At 63.8% G+C, this 14,591-nt stretch carries 9 protein-coding genes, 1 tRNA gene and 2 pseudogenes; 6 read left to right on the top strand and 6 right to left on the bottom strand.

Annotated features, from left to right (window positions below):
- Positions 1–207 precede the first annotated feature (207 nt).
- Positions 208–327: an IS66 family insertion sequence element accessory protein TnpB gene (tnpB, locus tag ACP7BV_RS20065; RefSeq protein ID WP_426106303.1), complete on the top strand. Its 120-nt coding sequence runs from the start codon at positions 208–210 to the stop codon at positions 325–327.
- A gap of 17 nt (positions 328–344) precedes the next feature.
- On the opposite strand, the pseudogene ACP7BV_RS20060 reads toward tnpB, so the two are convergent.
- Positions 345–559: pseudogene (locus tag ACP7BV_RS20060) on the bottom strand (group II intron reverse transcriptase/maturase); the annotation flags it as partial.
- An 89-nt stretch (positions 560–648) separates the two neighbouring features.
- On the opposite strand from ACP7BV_RS20060, the pseudogene istA reads away from it, so the two are divergent.
- A pseudogene (istA, locus tag ACP7BV_RS20055) lies at positions 649–1,602 on the top strand (IS21 family transposase); the annotation flags it as partial.
- 241 nt (positions 1,603–1,843) lie between these two features.
- Here istA and ACP7BV_RS20050 read toward each other — a convergent pair.
- The 4 genes from ACP7BV_RS20050 to ACP7BV_RS20035 all read right to left on the bottom strand — a co-directional run bounded on the left by ACP7BV_RS20050 (position 1,844) and on the right by ACP7BV_RS20035 (position 3,971).
- A tRNA-Val gene (locus ACP7BV_RS20050) sits at positions 1,844–1,918 on the bottom strand.
- A gap of 29 nt (positions 1,919–1,947) precedes the next feature.
- Positions 1,948–2,661, bottom strand: coding sequence for a DNA polymerase III subunit epsilon (gene dnaQ / locus ACP7BV_RS20045; RefSeq protein WP_426106300.1), 714 nt, complete (start codon positions 2,659–2,661; stop codon positions 1,948–1,950).
- 69 nt (positions 2,662–2,730) lie between these two features.
- A complete protein-coding gene (gene rnhA, locus ACP7BV_RS20040; RefSeq protein WP_426106298.1) occupies positions 2,731–3,168 on the bottom strand; it encodes a ribonuclease HI in 438 nt (145 codons plus the stop codon).
- A gap of 29 nt (positions 3,169–3,197) precedes the next feature.
- The gene (locus tag ACP7BV_RS20035; protein WP_426106297.1) at positions 3,198–3,971 is read right to left on the bottom strand and encodes a class I SAM-dependent methyltransferase; all 774 of its coding nucleotides are present in this window, start codon (positions 3,969–3,971) and stop codon (positions 3,198–3,200) included.
- Positions 3,972–4,007: 36 nt separating this feature from the next.
- Here ACP7BV_RS20035 and gloB point away from each other — a divergent pair, with 36 nt between their 5' ends.
- The 4 genes from gloB to ACP7BV_RS20015 all read left to right on the top strand — a co-directional run bounded on the left by gloB (position 4,008) and on the right by ACP7BV_RS20015 (position 12,842).
- A complete protein-coding gene (gene gloB, locus ACP7BV_RS20030; protein WP_426106296.1) occupies positions 4,008–4,808 on the top strand; it encodes a hydroxyacylglutathione hydrolase in 801 nt (266 codons plus the stop codon).
- Positions 4,809–4,965: 157 nt separating this feature from the next.
- Positions 4,966–7,134: a hypothetical protein gene (locus ACP7BV_RS20025; protein ID WP_426106295.1), complete on the top strand. Its 2,169-nt coding sequence runs from the start codon at positions 4,966–4,968 to the stop codon at positions 7,132–7,134.
- A 166-nt stretch (positions 7,135–7,300) separates the two neighbouring features.
- Positions 7,301–8,440, top strand: a complete 1,140-nt coding sequence (locus ACP7BV_RS20020; RefSeq protein WP_426106294.1) for an ABC transporter substrate-binding protein — start codon at positions 7,301–7,303, stop codon at positions 8,438–8,440.
- Between the two features lie 4 nt (positions 8,441–8,444).
- The gene (locus ACP7BV_RS20015; protein WP_426106292.1) at positions 8,445–12,842 is read left to right on the top strand and encodes an EAL domain-containing protein; all 4,398 of its coding nucleotides are present in this window, start codon (positions 8,445–8,447) and stop codon (positions 12,840–12,842) included.
- A 139-nt stretch (positions 12,843–12,981) separates the two neighbouring features.
- On the opposite strand, the gene aceB is transcribed toward ACP7BV_RS20015, so the two are convergent.
- Entirely contained in the window at positions 12,982–14,571 is a 1,590-nt protein-coding gene (gene aceB / locus ACP7BV_RS20010) for a malate synthase A (RefSeq protein ID WP_426106291.1), read from the bottom strand.
- Between the last annotated feature and the right edge of the window lie 20 nt (positions 14,572–14,591).

Genomic DNA, 14,591 nt, shown 5'->3' with positions numbered 1-14,591 from the left:
AAATTCCACCACAACAACCAAGATCAGGACATAATTTGTTCAAAAAACACACCCGACAAGTAGTCTGACACAGGGGGATATTCGGATCGGCATTTTCATCCAAAGTGATCTCCTCCGGACCTGCGCAGCAAGCGCGGCTGGGCATGGGCCTTGCCGAGCGATATGTGGGTGAGTTGGCTGGCTAAAGCGATGTCGGCTCGTTGATGGATCTCTCGGCTGTCGATCTGTCTGGCGACGGCGGCCGTGGACATGCGCACCAGCATTGACGGTCTGTTGATGCAGGTGCAGCAGGAGCTGGGGTGTGCGCCCTGTGATGGCGCGGCTTAGGTGTCGCCAACCGCCGTTGAACGGCAGGTCAGCTCACGGACGCGTTGTTTGAACGTATTGAGTGGCTTCTCAGCCACCTTGCGTTTCACTTCGCCTCCACGCGCCACCACAGGCTGTAACCGAGAAACTTGCGGCCAAACACGCTGGCCACAGCGCTCTTGCTTTCGTTGACCACGAGGTGCAACTTGGCATAGCAGCGACGTAGTAGTGCCATCACCCGTTCACCCGCCCGCACGTGTCAGCAGCGGTTGTAAACTGATACAGGCAGCGATTGAAAACTGACACACCAATTTGAGAAGATGGTCGCTTTGCGGAGCGGCCTTGAAACCCAAAGAGGTGTACGTGGAAATTCAACTACTCAGTAAGCATGGGTTAAGTCTGCGGCAGATCGCTGCCGAGGTCGGCTGTGCAGTGAACACGGTGCGGCGGCACCTGCCCTGGAGGCGGTGCCGAAGTACGAACGCAAGGTGAAGCGCCAGTCGAAGCTGCAGCAGTTCGAGGATTATCTGAGGGAGCGCCAGGAGGCTGCACACCCAGATACGATTCCGGCGACCGTGTTGTACCGCGAGATCGCTGGACGCGGCTACCAAGGCGGCATGAGCCAGCTGCGCGCCTTCATGCGGACGCTGCGGCCGACGCCAGTCGCCGACCCAGTGGTGCAGTTCAAAACGGCATGGGCGAGCAGTTGCAGGTCGACTGGGTCGAGTTCCGCAAAGGCAGCTCGCCGCTGCACGCCTTCTGCGCCACCCTGGGCTTTAGCCGGGCCAGCTATGTGGAGTTCGTCAGCAACATGAAGGTGGAGACGCTGATCGGCTGCCACGAGCGCGCCTTCGCGTTCTTCGGCGGCGTGACCAAGCGGATCCTGTACGACAACATGAAGACCGTTGTGCTCGAGCGCGATGCATACGGCGACGGGCAGCACCGCTTCCACGCCGGCTTCCTGGACTACGCCAAACATAGCGGCTTCGTCATCAAGCTGTGCCAGCCGTACCGAGCAAAAACCAAAGGCAAGGTCGAACGCTTTAACGGCTACCTGCGCCGCTCGTTTTACGTGCCGCTGGCCAGCCGCTTGGCGCAGAGCGGCCAGAAGCTCGATGTCGTCACTGCCAACGTGGAAGTGGCGCACTGGCTGGCCGAGGTTGCCAACGCGCGCGTCCATGGGACGACGAAGGAACCGCCGGCCGAAGCCTGAAGCGAGAAGCAGCGCACCTGCAGGTGTTGCCGGCTCCGTGGCGCGCGGACATTGCAGCGGCCCGGCCGCAGGCCGCAGCATCCGTTGCGGGTGTACGACGCACTGCTTGAACGCGTGGCCGAAGGAGTGGCGGCATGAATCTGCAGCATGAACGCATAGCCGCCCTGTGCGACAGTCTGAACCTGCCAGAACACTATCGACAGACTCGTCCATGTAAGTCCACCACCGTCCGCAGTAAAATCCCGTACTTTTCCCGTACATTTCCCCAGAAACAAAAAAAGGCCTGACGCATCACGCGCAAGCCTTTGATATTTCAACGAATTTTGGTGGGAAGTGCAAGTTTCGAACTTGCGACCCCTGCAGTGTGAATGCAGTGCTCTACCCCTGAGCTAACCTCCCGAAACGCGGCGTATTATCGCACACCATTTTCAAATCGTCACGCTTGGCGCGTAATTTCTCCAAATACAGCTGCCTTTGACCGCGTTGTCGAGGCCGCCGAGCAGGGTTTCATGTTCGGCCAGCTCTTCGGCGCTCGCGGCCAGCAACACGATGTCGGCCAGCGCGACCGCCTCCAGCAAGCCGCCGCCTTCGGCCACTTCTTCCTCGAGATCCATGGACAGGCTGTTTTGTCCGCGTGTCATCGACAAATACACATCGGCCAGCAATTCGGCGTCGAGCAGCGCGCCGTGCAGCTTGCGGTGCGCGTTCGAGACGCCATAGTGATCGCACAGCGCGTCGAGCGAGTTGCGCTTGCCTGGCCGCATTTCCTTGGCGTTGACCAGCGTATCGATCACGCTGCTGCAATGCCCGGTAAACGATGGCAAGCCGAGCAATTTGAATTCGTTGTTCAAAAAGCCCAGGTCGAACGGCGCGTTGTGGATGATGACTTCGGCGCCCTGGATATAGTCGCGCAGCTCAGCGACAATCTCCGCAAACTTCGGCTTGTCGCGCAAAAATTCGGTCGTGATGCCGTGCACCGCCAACGCGCCCTCTTCCGAATCGCGCTCCGGATTGATATACCGGTGAAAATTATTTCCCGTCAGCATGCGGTTTTTCAATTCCACGCAGCCAATTTCAATCACCCGGTCGCCCGTGCGGGGGTTCAGGCCGGTAGTTTCAGTATCGAGGACGATTTGACGCATGCTGTTCCAGGTGTTGGGCAAAGAAAGGCGCGCAGTATAGCAAAGCGCGCCGGCGGACACGGGAAACGGCTAGCGGCCGACGGTCTCGGCGCCGCGATTGGCCAGCACGTCGGCCCGTTCATTGCCTGGATGCCCATTGTGTCCGCGCACCCATTTCCACTCGACCTTATGCTGGTGCTGGGCCAGGTCCAGCGCCTTCCACAAATCTTCATTCTTGACCGGTTCCTTGGCGGCCGTTTTCCAGCCGCGCGCCTTCCAGCCATGGATCCACTCGGAAATACCTTTTTGTACGTACTGGCTGTCGGTGTGCAGCACCACTTCACAAGGGCGCGTCAAAATCGTCAGCGCTTCGATTACGGCGCGCAATTCCATGCGGTTGTTGGTGGTGTTCGGTTCGCCTCCAAAAATTTCCTTCTCGTGGCCGTCGGCCACCAGCAATGCCCCCCAACCGCCCTTGCCTGGATTGCCCTTGCAAGCGCCATCGGTAAAAATATCCACTTTACTCATACTTGCTTTCTCTGTCTCGCTCACGCGTTCTATTTCCGATTCGTCGCCGGCACCGCCTGGGAAGACGAGGCAGACTTTCTATTCCATGCAGGCCCGACCATTGTCATGCCCTTGACCCGCTTGACCGCATGCACCATGTACACCGCGCCCAAGTAAGGCCACCAGCGCTGTCCCGCATTTTCCATAAAGGCAAAGCGGTTGAGCCATTTGGCCGTGCGACAGGGCGGCGAATAACAGCCGAAGTGGCTGCCGCCCACCCGCAGGTTCAACAATTTTAACCAGTCTTTCATGCGCGGCATAGAGATGAATTCGCCCGCGACCGGCAGGTAGTGCTTGCGCGTGATCCGACTTACGCCCTGGCGCGCGCCCCACAGGCTGGCTGGATTGAAGCCGCAAATGATGACCTGGCCTTCAGGAATGAGCACCCGCTCGACTTCGCGCAACACCTGGTGCGGCTCGGCGGCAAACTCCAGCACATGCGGCAAGACCACCAGGTCCAGGCTTTGCGAGGCGAAGGGCAACTCGGCAAAATCGAGCGCCACGGCAATCTGTTTGCCGTCGGCGACCTGTTGCAACTGGGCCAGGCTGGAGGTGCGCATGGCCGCCTGCCATTTGTTGGGCATGCGATTGGCCGCCAGCGCATTGATTTGCGGCAGGCCGACCTGGACGGCATTGAAACCGAAAATATCAGCCGTCAATTCGTCCAGACAAGCTTGCTCCCACGCACGCACATACACGCCGGCCGGTGTTTGCAGCCACTCGTCGAGCGCTATAATGGACTTCTCTGATGCCGCACTGTCCATGCCTGACCCTCGTTGATTCTCTCGGAAACTTCCACTATGCCCACCTCATCGCAGCACGCGTTGCGCGTTCTCGCCGTCCCCGCCTTCCAGAACAATTACTTGTGGCTGGTGCATGACGGCGACCACGCGGCCGTCGTCGACCCGGGCGACGCGGCACCCATCCTCGCCGCACTGGCCGCACATCATCTCACGCTCACTGCCATTTTACTCACGCATCACCATGCTGACCATATCGGCGGCGTGCCGGCCTTGCTCGCCACGGCAGATGTGCCCGTGTTCGGCCCGCGCGGCGACGGTATTGCAGCGGTCACGGTGCCGCTGGGCGAAGGCGATTGCATCGACGTGCCCGGGCTCGACCTTGCCCTGCGCGTCTTTGACGTGCCCGGCCACACGCTCGGGCATATCGCCTACCTGCGCCGGACACCAGCGCAGCCATGGCTGTTTTGCGGCGACACGCTCTTTGCCGGCGGGTGCGGACGCCTGTTCGAAGGCACGCCGGCCCAGTTGCACGATTCGCTGACCAGACTGGCCGCGCTGCCCGACGACACGCTGGTCTATTGCGCGCACGAATACACGCTGGCCAACCTGGCGTTCGCGCATGCAGTCGAGCCGGGCAACACTGCCATTGGCGCGCGCATCGAGGCCGAAAACGCCAAGCGCGCGCGCGGCTTGCCGACCATTCCATCGACCATCGGCCTGGAAAAAGCCACCAATCCTTTCCTGCGCGCTACCCAAAGCGCCATCGCAAGCGAGCTCGTGGACGCCGGAAAACTGGCCCCGGGCGCCGCTCCGCCGGCAGTCTTTGCGGCCCTGCGCGAATGGAAGAATACTTTCTGACATTCCTTGCGGAACGAAAATATTTCCACTGCTTAGATCGGACTTGCGCCTGTATTGACGCGGACTGCCGCTGCGTGCCGCAGGCCCGGTGCCGCCTGAACCAGCGTCCATCCTGGTCCAACAGCCCCAAGCGCGTGCGCGCTCAAGGAATAGACACATGACGACATATACGATGGGCGCCCTGATGATGCTTGCTGCCACGATGTGGCCTCAGGCAGCGCTGGCATGCTCGTGCAACTTTGCTGAAGAAGCCGGATTCATTCATGCCGATATGAAGCAACTTCCGGCGAACGCATGCGGGGCCCTGTTCCTGCCAACCCGGCCGCCTCAGGCCAGCATCCTGCGCGCCGAAGGCGACTTCGTCATTTACAGTGGCGTGCCACGCGCCCTGTCCCCGTCCAGTTTTACGATGACGTCCACGCTGGACAAGGGGCCCATTCCGGTTCGCATCACGCGCGTCACGCTGCCGGGCGCCGCCGACGGCATCGCCGCCCCGCGCGCGTTTCGCTTTGCCAGCGCCGCCGACCGGGCGCGCTTTCGCGTTTCGTCACGTCCCTTGAACTGGCAAGCCATGTTGCGCGCGGGGCGGCTGATCGACATCAGCGCAGCCATGCAAGCGGCGACCGGCCTGGTGCGCATCGGACCGACCGCCGGTTTCAAAGCGGGCGCGCGTTATGCCATTGCATACCAGGGGCCAAGCGCTTCCTGGCGCTATCCGGCAAAGGTGGAGCATGCGATCGACGCTGCACCGGTAACCATGACGGGCGCCGACTACGCGCTGGCGCTTGACGGCCGTCCCGAGCGCAAGATGATGGCAAGGCCCGCAGGCGGGTCGTGCGGGTACGCGTCGGCTGCCACCGTGCAGGATTTTCATTATGTCGTCCCGGACGGGCTAAAGCGCTACGCGGGCGCAATCCTGTATTTCTCGGCCATTCGCGCCGACGGGGGCCCGACAAAGGCGAGCACGCCTTTTGCGCAATTACTTTACCAGTCCAATGCCTGCGACGTGCCCAAGTTGGGCGCAACGGCGCGCGGCAATGGGGCCGACATGATCCTCATGCCCTGTGACGGGGCCGGCGGCCGGGTCAGCATTCGCGGCTGGGCCGGAATGCTGGAGGTCGAAGACACACTGCGTCCCTCAGGCATCACCGGCGTGGATTTCGCCAACCCCAAGGGCGCTTCGTGCACCGGCTTTGGCATGCTCAAGCAAGCGCTGGCCAGTGGCAACAAGGAGCGCATCGCGCAAGCCGTGTGCATGACCGGTCACGCACAGGGGGGCGAACTGTCCGCCGGCGACGTTGCGGCCATGCCCGATCTGCTCAAGCTTGCATCGACCACAAGCGCAGCGTCGGCGAGCGTGTCAGCCAAGGGCTGCGCCAGGGCGGCCTTGGCCACCCTGTTCATCTTGGCGCCGGCGCAAAGCCGCGCTTTCGTGGAGCCTTTCGGCAAGCTGCTGGCGCAAGACATGGTGTCGTCCGACGCCAAACTCGCCCGGGATGCAGAAGAGCGCGCGTATGCGCTTTTGAACAACCTGAAGTCGGCGTCCGATGCGGCGGCCCCGGCAAGCGCCAACACATTGCTGCGGCCAATCCTGCCCGCCCTTCTTGCGGCACTGACCGGGGGCGCCAGCGCCCAGTCGGCGCAGGCTGGCGACATGATCGCCACGTTCGGGAAGGACGCCGCGCCCCTGGTGCCTGCCTTGCTGGCGGCCGCCCAGGGTGACGGCGTACGGGCCGGCCATGCGGCGCACGCCCTGACCGGCATCATTGGCGACGATCCACGCTTGCATCAGGTCTTGCTGCGCCATGCCGGCGTTGCCGCGCTGCGCGAACAAGCTTGCCTGGACTACAACGACGTGGCCGGCGCCACCAACCCGGACAAGGCGATCGCGCTGCTGACCGAGGCGGCGCGCCACGGTAGCGGCGCAGCGGTCGACATGCTGGCGCGGCACGCTCGCAAGGCCCGCTCCAGCACGCCGGTGTTGATCGGCCTGATGGAACAGGGCGGCGAATCGGGTCGCAAGGCGCTCGAGGCGCTGTTGGTGGTGGCGGACGGCGAACCGGCAGTATTGGCCGCGTTCGCCAGGCAGATCGGCGCCGGGCCCGGCAAGGAACCTTTTTCAAGTACGCTGGAAAAGCTTGCCGTGTTAAAGCAAGAGGGGCGCGCCTTGTTGCCGGCCATCGAGGCGCGAATGAAGACACCGGTATCGACACAGCGGCGCGCCGCCCTCAAGGTGCTCATTGTCAGCATGGCGCTGCCACCGGCCCGGGCGCGTTCATTGCTGGCCCGGGTCGGGCAAGCAAAGTCGAACGGGGAATATTTCTAAGATGGCAAGCATACGTGCAAGCAAATGGCCTCGCGCACGCTGATCCCGTACGCCCGACAATAAACATTATTTCTTTAAAGCTACTTTTCTGATTTATACTGCCGCGTGGAAACTGTCGCCCCTTGCGGCCGTCGCTTAACCTGGTTGGCACCTCGCGTCGCTGTCAATGATCACTATGCTCTTTCATGCCGGGCGCGTCCTGCGCGCCGCCGTCTGCCTGTTGCTGGCGCTGGCCTTGCTTGCCCCTGCGGCGGCCCGGGCGCGCACCGACGCCGCGGCCGAGATCAGCACCGCCAGTGCGGCCGGCTTTGCCGCGTCGGCCCATCTGCTTGAGCGGCTCGACGCCGGCGCCCCCGGCGCGGCCTATGCTATGCGCCCGATCACGCTGGCCCAGCTCGAAGACCAGCTGCGTCGCCCGGAACTGCAGGCCAGCGCCGGCAAGGGCGCCATCGCCGTGCTCTATTCGGACGTGTCGGAACCGGTGCGCAGCGCCTTCATTGCCATGATCCAGGGGATCGAAGAACGCACCCGGGTACGGGTGCGCAGCTATCTGGTCGAAGCGCGCACCGACCCGGCCGAACTGAACGCACGCCTCAAGCGCGCCAATACCCGCGTTGTCATCGCGCTCGGGCGCCAGGGCCTGGCCGCGGCCGCAGGCCTGGATCGCGACATCCTGGTCCTGGTGGGCGGCGCGCTGCTGCTGTCGGACGCCGAAATCGTCAACTTGAATGGGATCAGCCTGACCCCCGATCCGGCCCTGCTGTTTGCGCGCCTGCGTACGCTGCTGCCGGACGTGCGGCGCGTGCTGGTGGTGTACGACCCGACCAAAACCGAATGGCTGCTGCGCCTGGCGCGCGAGGCGGCGCGCGCCCAGGGCCTGGAACTGGTGGCCCACGAAGCGCGCGACCTGGGCCAGGCCGCGACCCTTTACGCCAGCGTACTGAAGGCGGCCGACGGCAAGCGCGACGCGCTGTGGCTGCCGCACGACACCACCACCGTCGAAGAAAGCACGCTGCTGCCGCTGATCCTGAAGCAGTCCTGGAACCAGGGCGTGCCTATTTTTTCAAGCAACGTGCTGCACGCGAAAAAAGGCGCGCTGTTCGCCATGAGTCCCAACAATGTCGAGCTGGGCAAGTCGCTGGCAAGTTCGGCGCTCGGCCTGATGGCGGGCGAACTGCGCCGCAAAGGCGTGCAGCCGCTGCGCGAATTGCACACCGCGCTCAATTTGCGTACCGCCCACCACATGGGCCTGAACATCGGCTACCAGCAGCAACGCACGTTCGACTTCATTTTTCCGGAGCCTTGACGCGATGATCAATGGCTTCCTGCGCCGCACCGGTTTTCGTCGCCAGCTCACGATCATTGTCTCGGCGGCGATCCTGGGCCTGGCGCTTTTTTCGTCGCTGATCAACTCCTGGGAAGCCAGGACCCGCATGCGCGAGCATTTTGTCGAGCAAGGCCAGCGCATCGCCGAAAATCTGGCCCGCCAGAGCACGCTGGCGCTGCTTTACCACTCGGGCGAAAACGCCAGCGAGGTCGTTGCCACCACCCTCAGCTTCCCGGACGTCTCGCACGTCCAGATCACCGACACGCTCCAGCATGTGCTGCTGGCGCGCAGCCAGAAGGACGCCGCACCCGTCACCGCCCCCGCCGTGCCAACAGCGCTGGCGCATGCCATGCTGGCCGGGGAGAGCGACAGCGCCTGGCGCTTCATCGCACCCGTGTACGGGGGCGCCGCGGCCGCCTCGCCCTTCGACCTGCACGAAAGCGCGCCGCAACTGCTCGGCTACGTGCACGTGTGGGTGGCCAAGGATACCCTGCGCCGCCTGACGCTCTCGCTCCTGGTCGGCAACCTGGCCATCAGCCTGTCGTTCGCCGTGATCCTGCTCGCCGTGGTGCGCCTGCTCACGCGGCGCATGATCAACCCCCTCAACGCCTTGTCGCATCTGATGCGGCGCGCCGAACTGGGCGAGTCGGGCATGCGCGCCGCGCCCGACGGCCCGCGCGACATCATCGACATGGCCAGCGCCTTTAACAAGATGATGGTCGTACTCGAACAGCGCGAGGCCGAACTGAAGGACTCGCGCGACGCCGCCGTCAGCATGGCCGCCATGAAGGCGCAGTTTGCCGCCACCGTCAGCCACGAAGTGCGCACCCCGTTAAATGGCGTGGTCGGCATGCTCGACATGCTCAAGGAAATGAACCTGAACCAGCGCCAGGCCCAGTGCGTTGACGTGGCCTGGAATTCGTCGCGCACGCTCATTGAACTGATCAACAACATCCTCGACTTCTCCAAAATGGAAGCGGGCAAGCTGGCGCTGGAAGAAGTCGACTTCGACCTGCGCGAACTGCTCGAAGAAGTCATCGAGCTCGTTGCCCAACAGGCGCAGGAGCGCGACGTGGAACTCGCTTACCTGCTGGACGCCGATGTGCCCGCGCGCGTGGTGGGCGACGCGCTGCGCCTGCGCCAGGTGCTCATCAACCTGGTCGGCAACGCCGTCAAGTTCACCGAACACGGCGACGTTGCAATTGCGCTTGGCCTGGTGCCCGGTCCGCAGTTCGCGCTGCGCGTCGAGGTGCGCGACAGCGGCATCGGCATGAGCTGCGCTCAGCAGGCCCGCTTGTTCGAGTCGTTCGCCCAGGCCGACCCGTCAACCACGCGCAGGTACGGCGGCACCGGCCTTGGCCTGGCGATTTGCAAGCAGCTCGTTGGCCTGATGGGCGGCGCCATCACCGTCGCTAGCACGCCCGGCGAAGGCAGCGTTTTTGCATTTACCATCTTGTGCCGCCCTGCGCCCGACCTGGCGCCGCCGCGGCCCCATCCCGCGCTGGCCGGCCTGCGCGTGATCGCCGTCGACGACAGCCTGGTCGTACGCAGCTTCATTGAACAATGCCTGGCGCGCCACGGCATGACGTGCCACGCCACGCGCTGGGGCGGCGCGGCGCTGGCGCAGCTCAAGGCGGGCAGCGACAGCGCACAACCTTACGCCATCGCGATCATGGACATCGGCGCGCTCGACGACGACGGCAACGACCTGGCGCGCCAGATCGCGCTACAGGCGCCCGGCACCCGCGTGCTGATCCTGGACCGCTTCGGCGCGCCGGGCGGGGGCAGCCTGGTCGACGGCCAGGCCACGCTCGGCAAGCCGCTGCGCCAGAGCCGCCTGCTGCGGGCGCTCCAGGACCTGTTTGATGGCGCCCCCGCGCCGTCCCCCCCGGCAAGCGCACCGGGGGCGCCCCAGCCCCTTGCCTACCGCGTCCTCGTGGCCGAAGACAATCGCACCAACCAGATGGTCGCCGCCGCCATGCTGGCCATCAATGGCTGCGCGTGCGAGTTCGCAGCGAACGGACGCGAAGCGCTGGAGGCGGCGCGGGCCGGACACTTCGACCTGATCCTGATGGATTGCAGCATGCCCGACATGGACGGCTACGAAGCGACCGCGCAGATCCGCGCGCACGAAATGGGCAGCGCTCGCCGCACGCCGCTGGTGGCCATGACGGCCAACACCCAGAGCGGCGACGCCGAAAAATGCCTCGCTGCCGGCATGGACGACTACCTCGCCAAGCCCATCACCCTGGTCGAACTGCGCCAGAAGCTCGACAGGTGGTTGCCGCGCATTCAGGCGGACATGGACGGCGACGACGCCGGGAGCCCGATCGACCTGCCCACGTTCGCCAAGCTGCGCGAAGTCATGGGGCCGATGCTGCCGCAAGCCGTCGCGCCCTTCCTGGAAGACACGGCGCAATACCTGCTCGAACTGGAAGCTGCCGTACACGGGCGCGACGCCGGCACCGCCCGCGCCAGGGCGCACGCCATCAAGGGCGCGTCCGGCAACCTGGGCGCCGGCGGCCTGGCGCAACTGGCCAAGGAAGCCGAAGAACTGGCCATGGCCGGCGACCTCGAACAGATCGTGCCGCTGTTGGCGCGCCTGCGCATGGCCTACAATGCCGTCGCCGGTTCGCTTGCCAGCGTAGTGAGCGGCAGCGACAGCTTCCACAACGCGCCCGTCGACACCGACGATGTCGCGCAGGTACTGATCGTCGACGACGACCGCAGCACCCGCAGCACGCTGCGCTACACGCTGCAGCGCGACGGCTTCAAGGTCGAGGAAGCGGCCGACGGCGCCCAGGCCCTGACCATGCTCAAGCGTTTCAAGCCCGACGTGATCCTGATGGACGCGGTGATGCCCGTCATGGATGGCTTCACCGCCTGCGCGCGCATGCAGGAGCTGCCCGGCGGCCGGGCGATACCGGTCTTGATGATCACCGCGCTGGAAGACAACTCCTCGGTCGAACGGGCCTTTGCCGCCGGCGCCAGCGACTACATCCCCAAGCCGATTCATTACGCCGTTCTGTCGCAGCGCGTGCGCCGCATCATCGAGGCCAACCGCGCCGAAAAGCGGATTCGCCACCTGGCCTATAACGACTTGTTGACGGGCCTGCCCAACCGCACGCTGTTCTTCGACCTGCTCGGCCAGGCGGTGCACCAGGCGCAGATGCAACAGTCGATGCTGGCGGTGCTGTTTCTGGACCTGGACCGCTTTAAATACGTCAATGACAATCTCGGTCACGATGTGGGCGACCGCCTGCTGGTGGCCGTGGCGCAGCGCATGCGGCGCACCGTGCGCAGCATGGAAACGCTGGCGCGCCTGGGCGGGGACGAATTCACCATCGTGCTTGCCGATATCGACGGCCCCGCGCCGGCGGCAAGCGCGGCCCAGAATATCTGCCGCGCACTGGCCGCGCCTTTCCAGATCGATGGCCACGACATTTTTGTCACCAGCAGCGTGGGCATTGCGCTGTATCCGCACGACGGGCTCGATGTGGCAACACTGGTCAAGCACGCCGACAGCGCCATGTACCGCGCCAAAAAGACCAACACCGGCTTTCAGTTCTACGAAGCGTCGATGGAAAACACCATCTCGGAACACGTGCGCCTGGAAAGCGACTTGCGGCGCGCACTCGAACACGGCGAACTGGATGTGTACTACCAGCCGCAGGCGCGGCTGGGGGACGAACGCATCATCGGTATGGAAGCGCTGGTGCGCTGGAACCACGCCACGCGCGGCATGGTGGCGCCGAATGACTTCATCCCGCTGGCCGAAGAAACCGGCCTGATTAACCCGCTGGGCGAGTTCGTGCTGCGCACCGCCTGCGCGCAGCTGCGCGCGTGGCTCGACGAGGGTTTGCCGTCGATGCGGGTGGCGGTCAACCTGTCGGTGCGCCAGCTGCTGCAGAAAAACTTCGCCGCGACGGTGGAAGCGGCCCTGATCGATACCGGCTTGCCGGCGCACTTGCTGGAGCTGGAGATCACCGAAAGCACGCTGATGGAGCATGCATCGGACACGCTGCAGGCGCTGCACCGGCTGCGCGCGCTCGGCGTGCGGATCTCGATCGACGACTTCGGCACCGGGTATTCGTCGCTGTCGTATTTGAAGCGCTTCCCGGTCGACATCATCAAGATCGACCGCTCGTTCGTGCGCGACGTGCCGCAAGATGCCGACGACGCGGCGATCATCAAGGGGATCATCGCGCTTGCACACAGCCTGAGGCTGGAAGTGGTGGCCGAGGGCGTGGAGACGCAAGCGCAGCTGAACTACCTGCGCGAGCAGTTTTGCGATCTCTTGCAGGGGTACTATCTGAGCCCCACGGTGCCGGCTGCGCAATTTGCGCAATTGGTGCGGGAACGGGAAGCCAGGCTGGTATAGGCGCTGTTGGCAAGGCAGTGTCCTCGTCACGCTTGGCGCTAAGGAGACTTCGTCCTTTTCGCAGCCCGGGCCAAAAAAAACGCCGCGTCACGGCGGCGTCTTCGTAGGGCGGAAAAGCGCATTGCGCCAAATCGCAACCTTAAATCTCTTCGTACAACGGCAGCGTCAGGAATTCGGCAAAGTCTTCCGACGTCGACATCTCTTCAAAGATCTGCGCGGCGCGCACGTACGTCGGATTGTCGCCATTTGGCGCCACGCCCTTCACCTTCACCAATTCCTCGGGAATCATCGCGCGCACCATGTCGGCGGTGACCTTGCGCCCGTCTTCGAGCACGCCCTTGGTCGAACGGATCCACTGCCACACCTGCGAGCGGCTGATCTCGGCGGTGGCCGCGTCTTCCATCAGGTTATGGATCGGCACGCAGCCGTTACCGGCCAGCCAGCTGCCCAGATAATGGATGCCGACGTTGATGTTGTAGCGCAGGCCCGCCTCCGTGATCGGCGCTTCCGGCTTGAAGTCCAGCAGTTCGGCGGCGGTGACGCTGATGTCCGGGCGCTGCTTGTCGATCTGGTTTTTTTTATCGCCCAGCACCTTGGTGAATTCGCCCATCGCCAGCGCCACCAGGCCCGGATGCGCAACCCAGCCGCCGTCGTAGCCGTCGGTCGCGTCGCGCGCCTTGTCGCTGCGAACGCCGCCCATCGCGATGTCATTTTTCTCCGGATCGTTCTTGATCGGGATCAGCGCCGCCATGCCGCCAATGGCCGGCGCATTGCGCTTGTGGCACGTTTGCAGCAGCAGCAAGGCGTAGGCGCGCATGAACGGCGACGTCATCGTCACCTTGGGCCGGTCCGCCAGGCAGAAGTCTTTGTCGAGCTTGAATTTTTTGATGCATGAGAAGATGTAGTCCCAGCGACCCGCATTCAGGCCGGAGCTGTGTTCGCGCAGCTCGTACAAAATCTCATCCATCTCGAAGGCGGCGAGGATGGTCTCGATCAGTACCGTGGCCTTGATCGTCCCTTGCGGCAGCCCCAGTTCGTTTTGCGTCATCACGAAGATGTCGTTCCACAGGCGCGCTTCAAGGTGCGACTCCATCTTGGGCAGATAAAAATACGGGCCGGCGCCGCGTGCGAGCTGCTCTTTGGCGTTGTGGACCATGAACAGCGCGAAGTCGAAAATGCCGCCCGAGATGCGCTTGCCGTCGACCAGCACGTGCTTTTCGTCGAGGTGCCAGCCGCGCGGACGCACCACCAGCGTGGCGATCTTGTCGTTCAGCTTGTAGGTCTTGCCGTTCTGCTCCATCGAGATGGTGCGGCGCACGGCGTCGCGCATGTTGATCTGGCCGGTGATCTGGTTGTCCCAGTTCGGCGTGTTCGAGTCTTCGAAGTCGGTCATGTAGCTATCGGCGCCCGAATTGAAGGCGTTGATGACCATCTTGCGTTCGACCGGGCCGGTGATTTCAACGCGGCGGCATTCCAGCGCGGGTGGAATCGGTGCGATCTTCCAGTCGCCGGCGCGGATGTGCGCCGTTTCTGGCAAAAAGTCGGGACGCTCGCCGGCGTTAAGGCGCTTGGCGCGTTCCACGCGCGCGGCCAGCAGTTCCTGGCGGCGCGGCTCGAAGGCGCGCGTGAGTTTTGCGACCAGGTCGAGTGCTTGGGGCGTCAGAATCTGTTCGTAGCCAGGCAAGATCTCGGCCTTGATGTCCATACCGGCTGGGGTGGCGATTGTCATAGGTACTCCTGTAAAGGTAA

Origin of the sequence: Massilia sp. TSP1-1-2 (genome assembly GCF_049896185.1) — a bacterium.
Taxonomy (GTDB): Bacteria; Pseudomonadota; Gammaproteobacteria; order Burkholderiales; family Burkholderiaceae_D; genus Telluria_A.
Note: the sequence above shows the minus strand (reverse complement) of the source record. Positions and strands in the feature narration are given on the sequence as shown.

Coding starts and splice junctions, on each gene's coding strand:
- ACP7BV_RS20035 (WP_426106297.1), bottom strand. CDS start 3,971: ATGGACAGTGCGGCATCAGAGAAGTCCATTATAGCGCTCGACGAGTGG.
- aceB (WP_426106291.1), bottom strand. CDS start 14,571: ATGACAATCGCCACCCCAGCCGGTATGGACATCAAGGCCGAGATCTTG.
- ACP7BV_RS20025 (WP_426106295.1), top strand. CDS start 4,966: ATGACGACATATACGATGGGCGCCCTGATGATGCTTGCTGCCACGATG.
- ACP7BV_RS20020 (WP_426106294.1), top strand. CDS start 7,301: ATGATCACTATGCTCTTTCATGCCGGGCGCGTCCTGCGCGCCGCCGTC.
- ACP7BV_RS20015 (WP_426106292.1), top strand. CDS start 8,445: ATGATCAATGGCTTCCTGCGCCGCACCGGTTTTCGTCGCCAGCTCACG.
- dnaQ (WP_426106300.1), bottom strand. CDS start 2,661: ATGCGTCAAATCGTCCTCGATACTGAAACTACCGGCCTGAACCCCCGC.
- rnhA (WP_426106298.1), bottom strand. CDS start 3,168: ATGAGTAAAGTGGATATTTTTACCGATGGCGCTTGCAAGGGCAATCCA.
- gloB (WP_426106296.1), top strand. CDS start 4,008: ATGCCCACCTCATCGCAGCACGCGTTGCGCGTTCTCGCCGTCCCCGCC.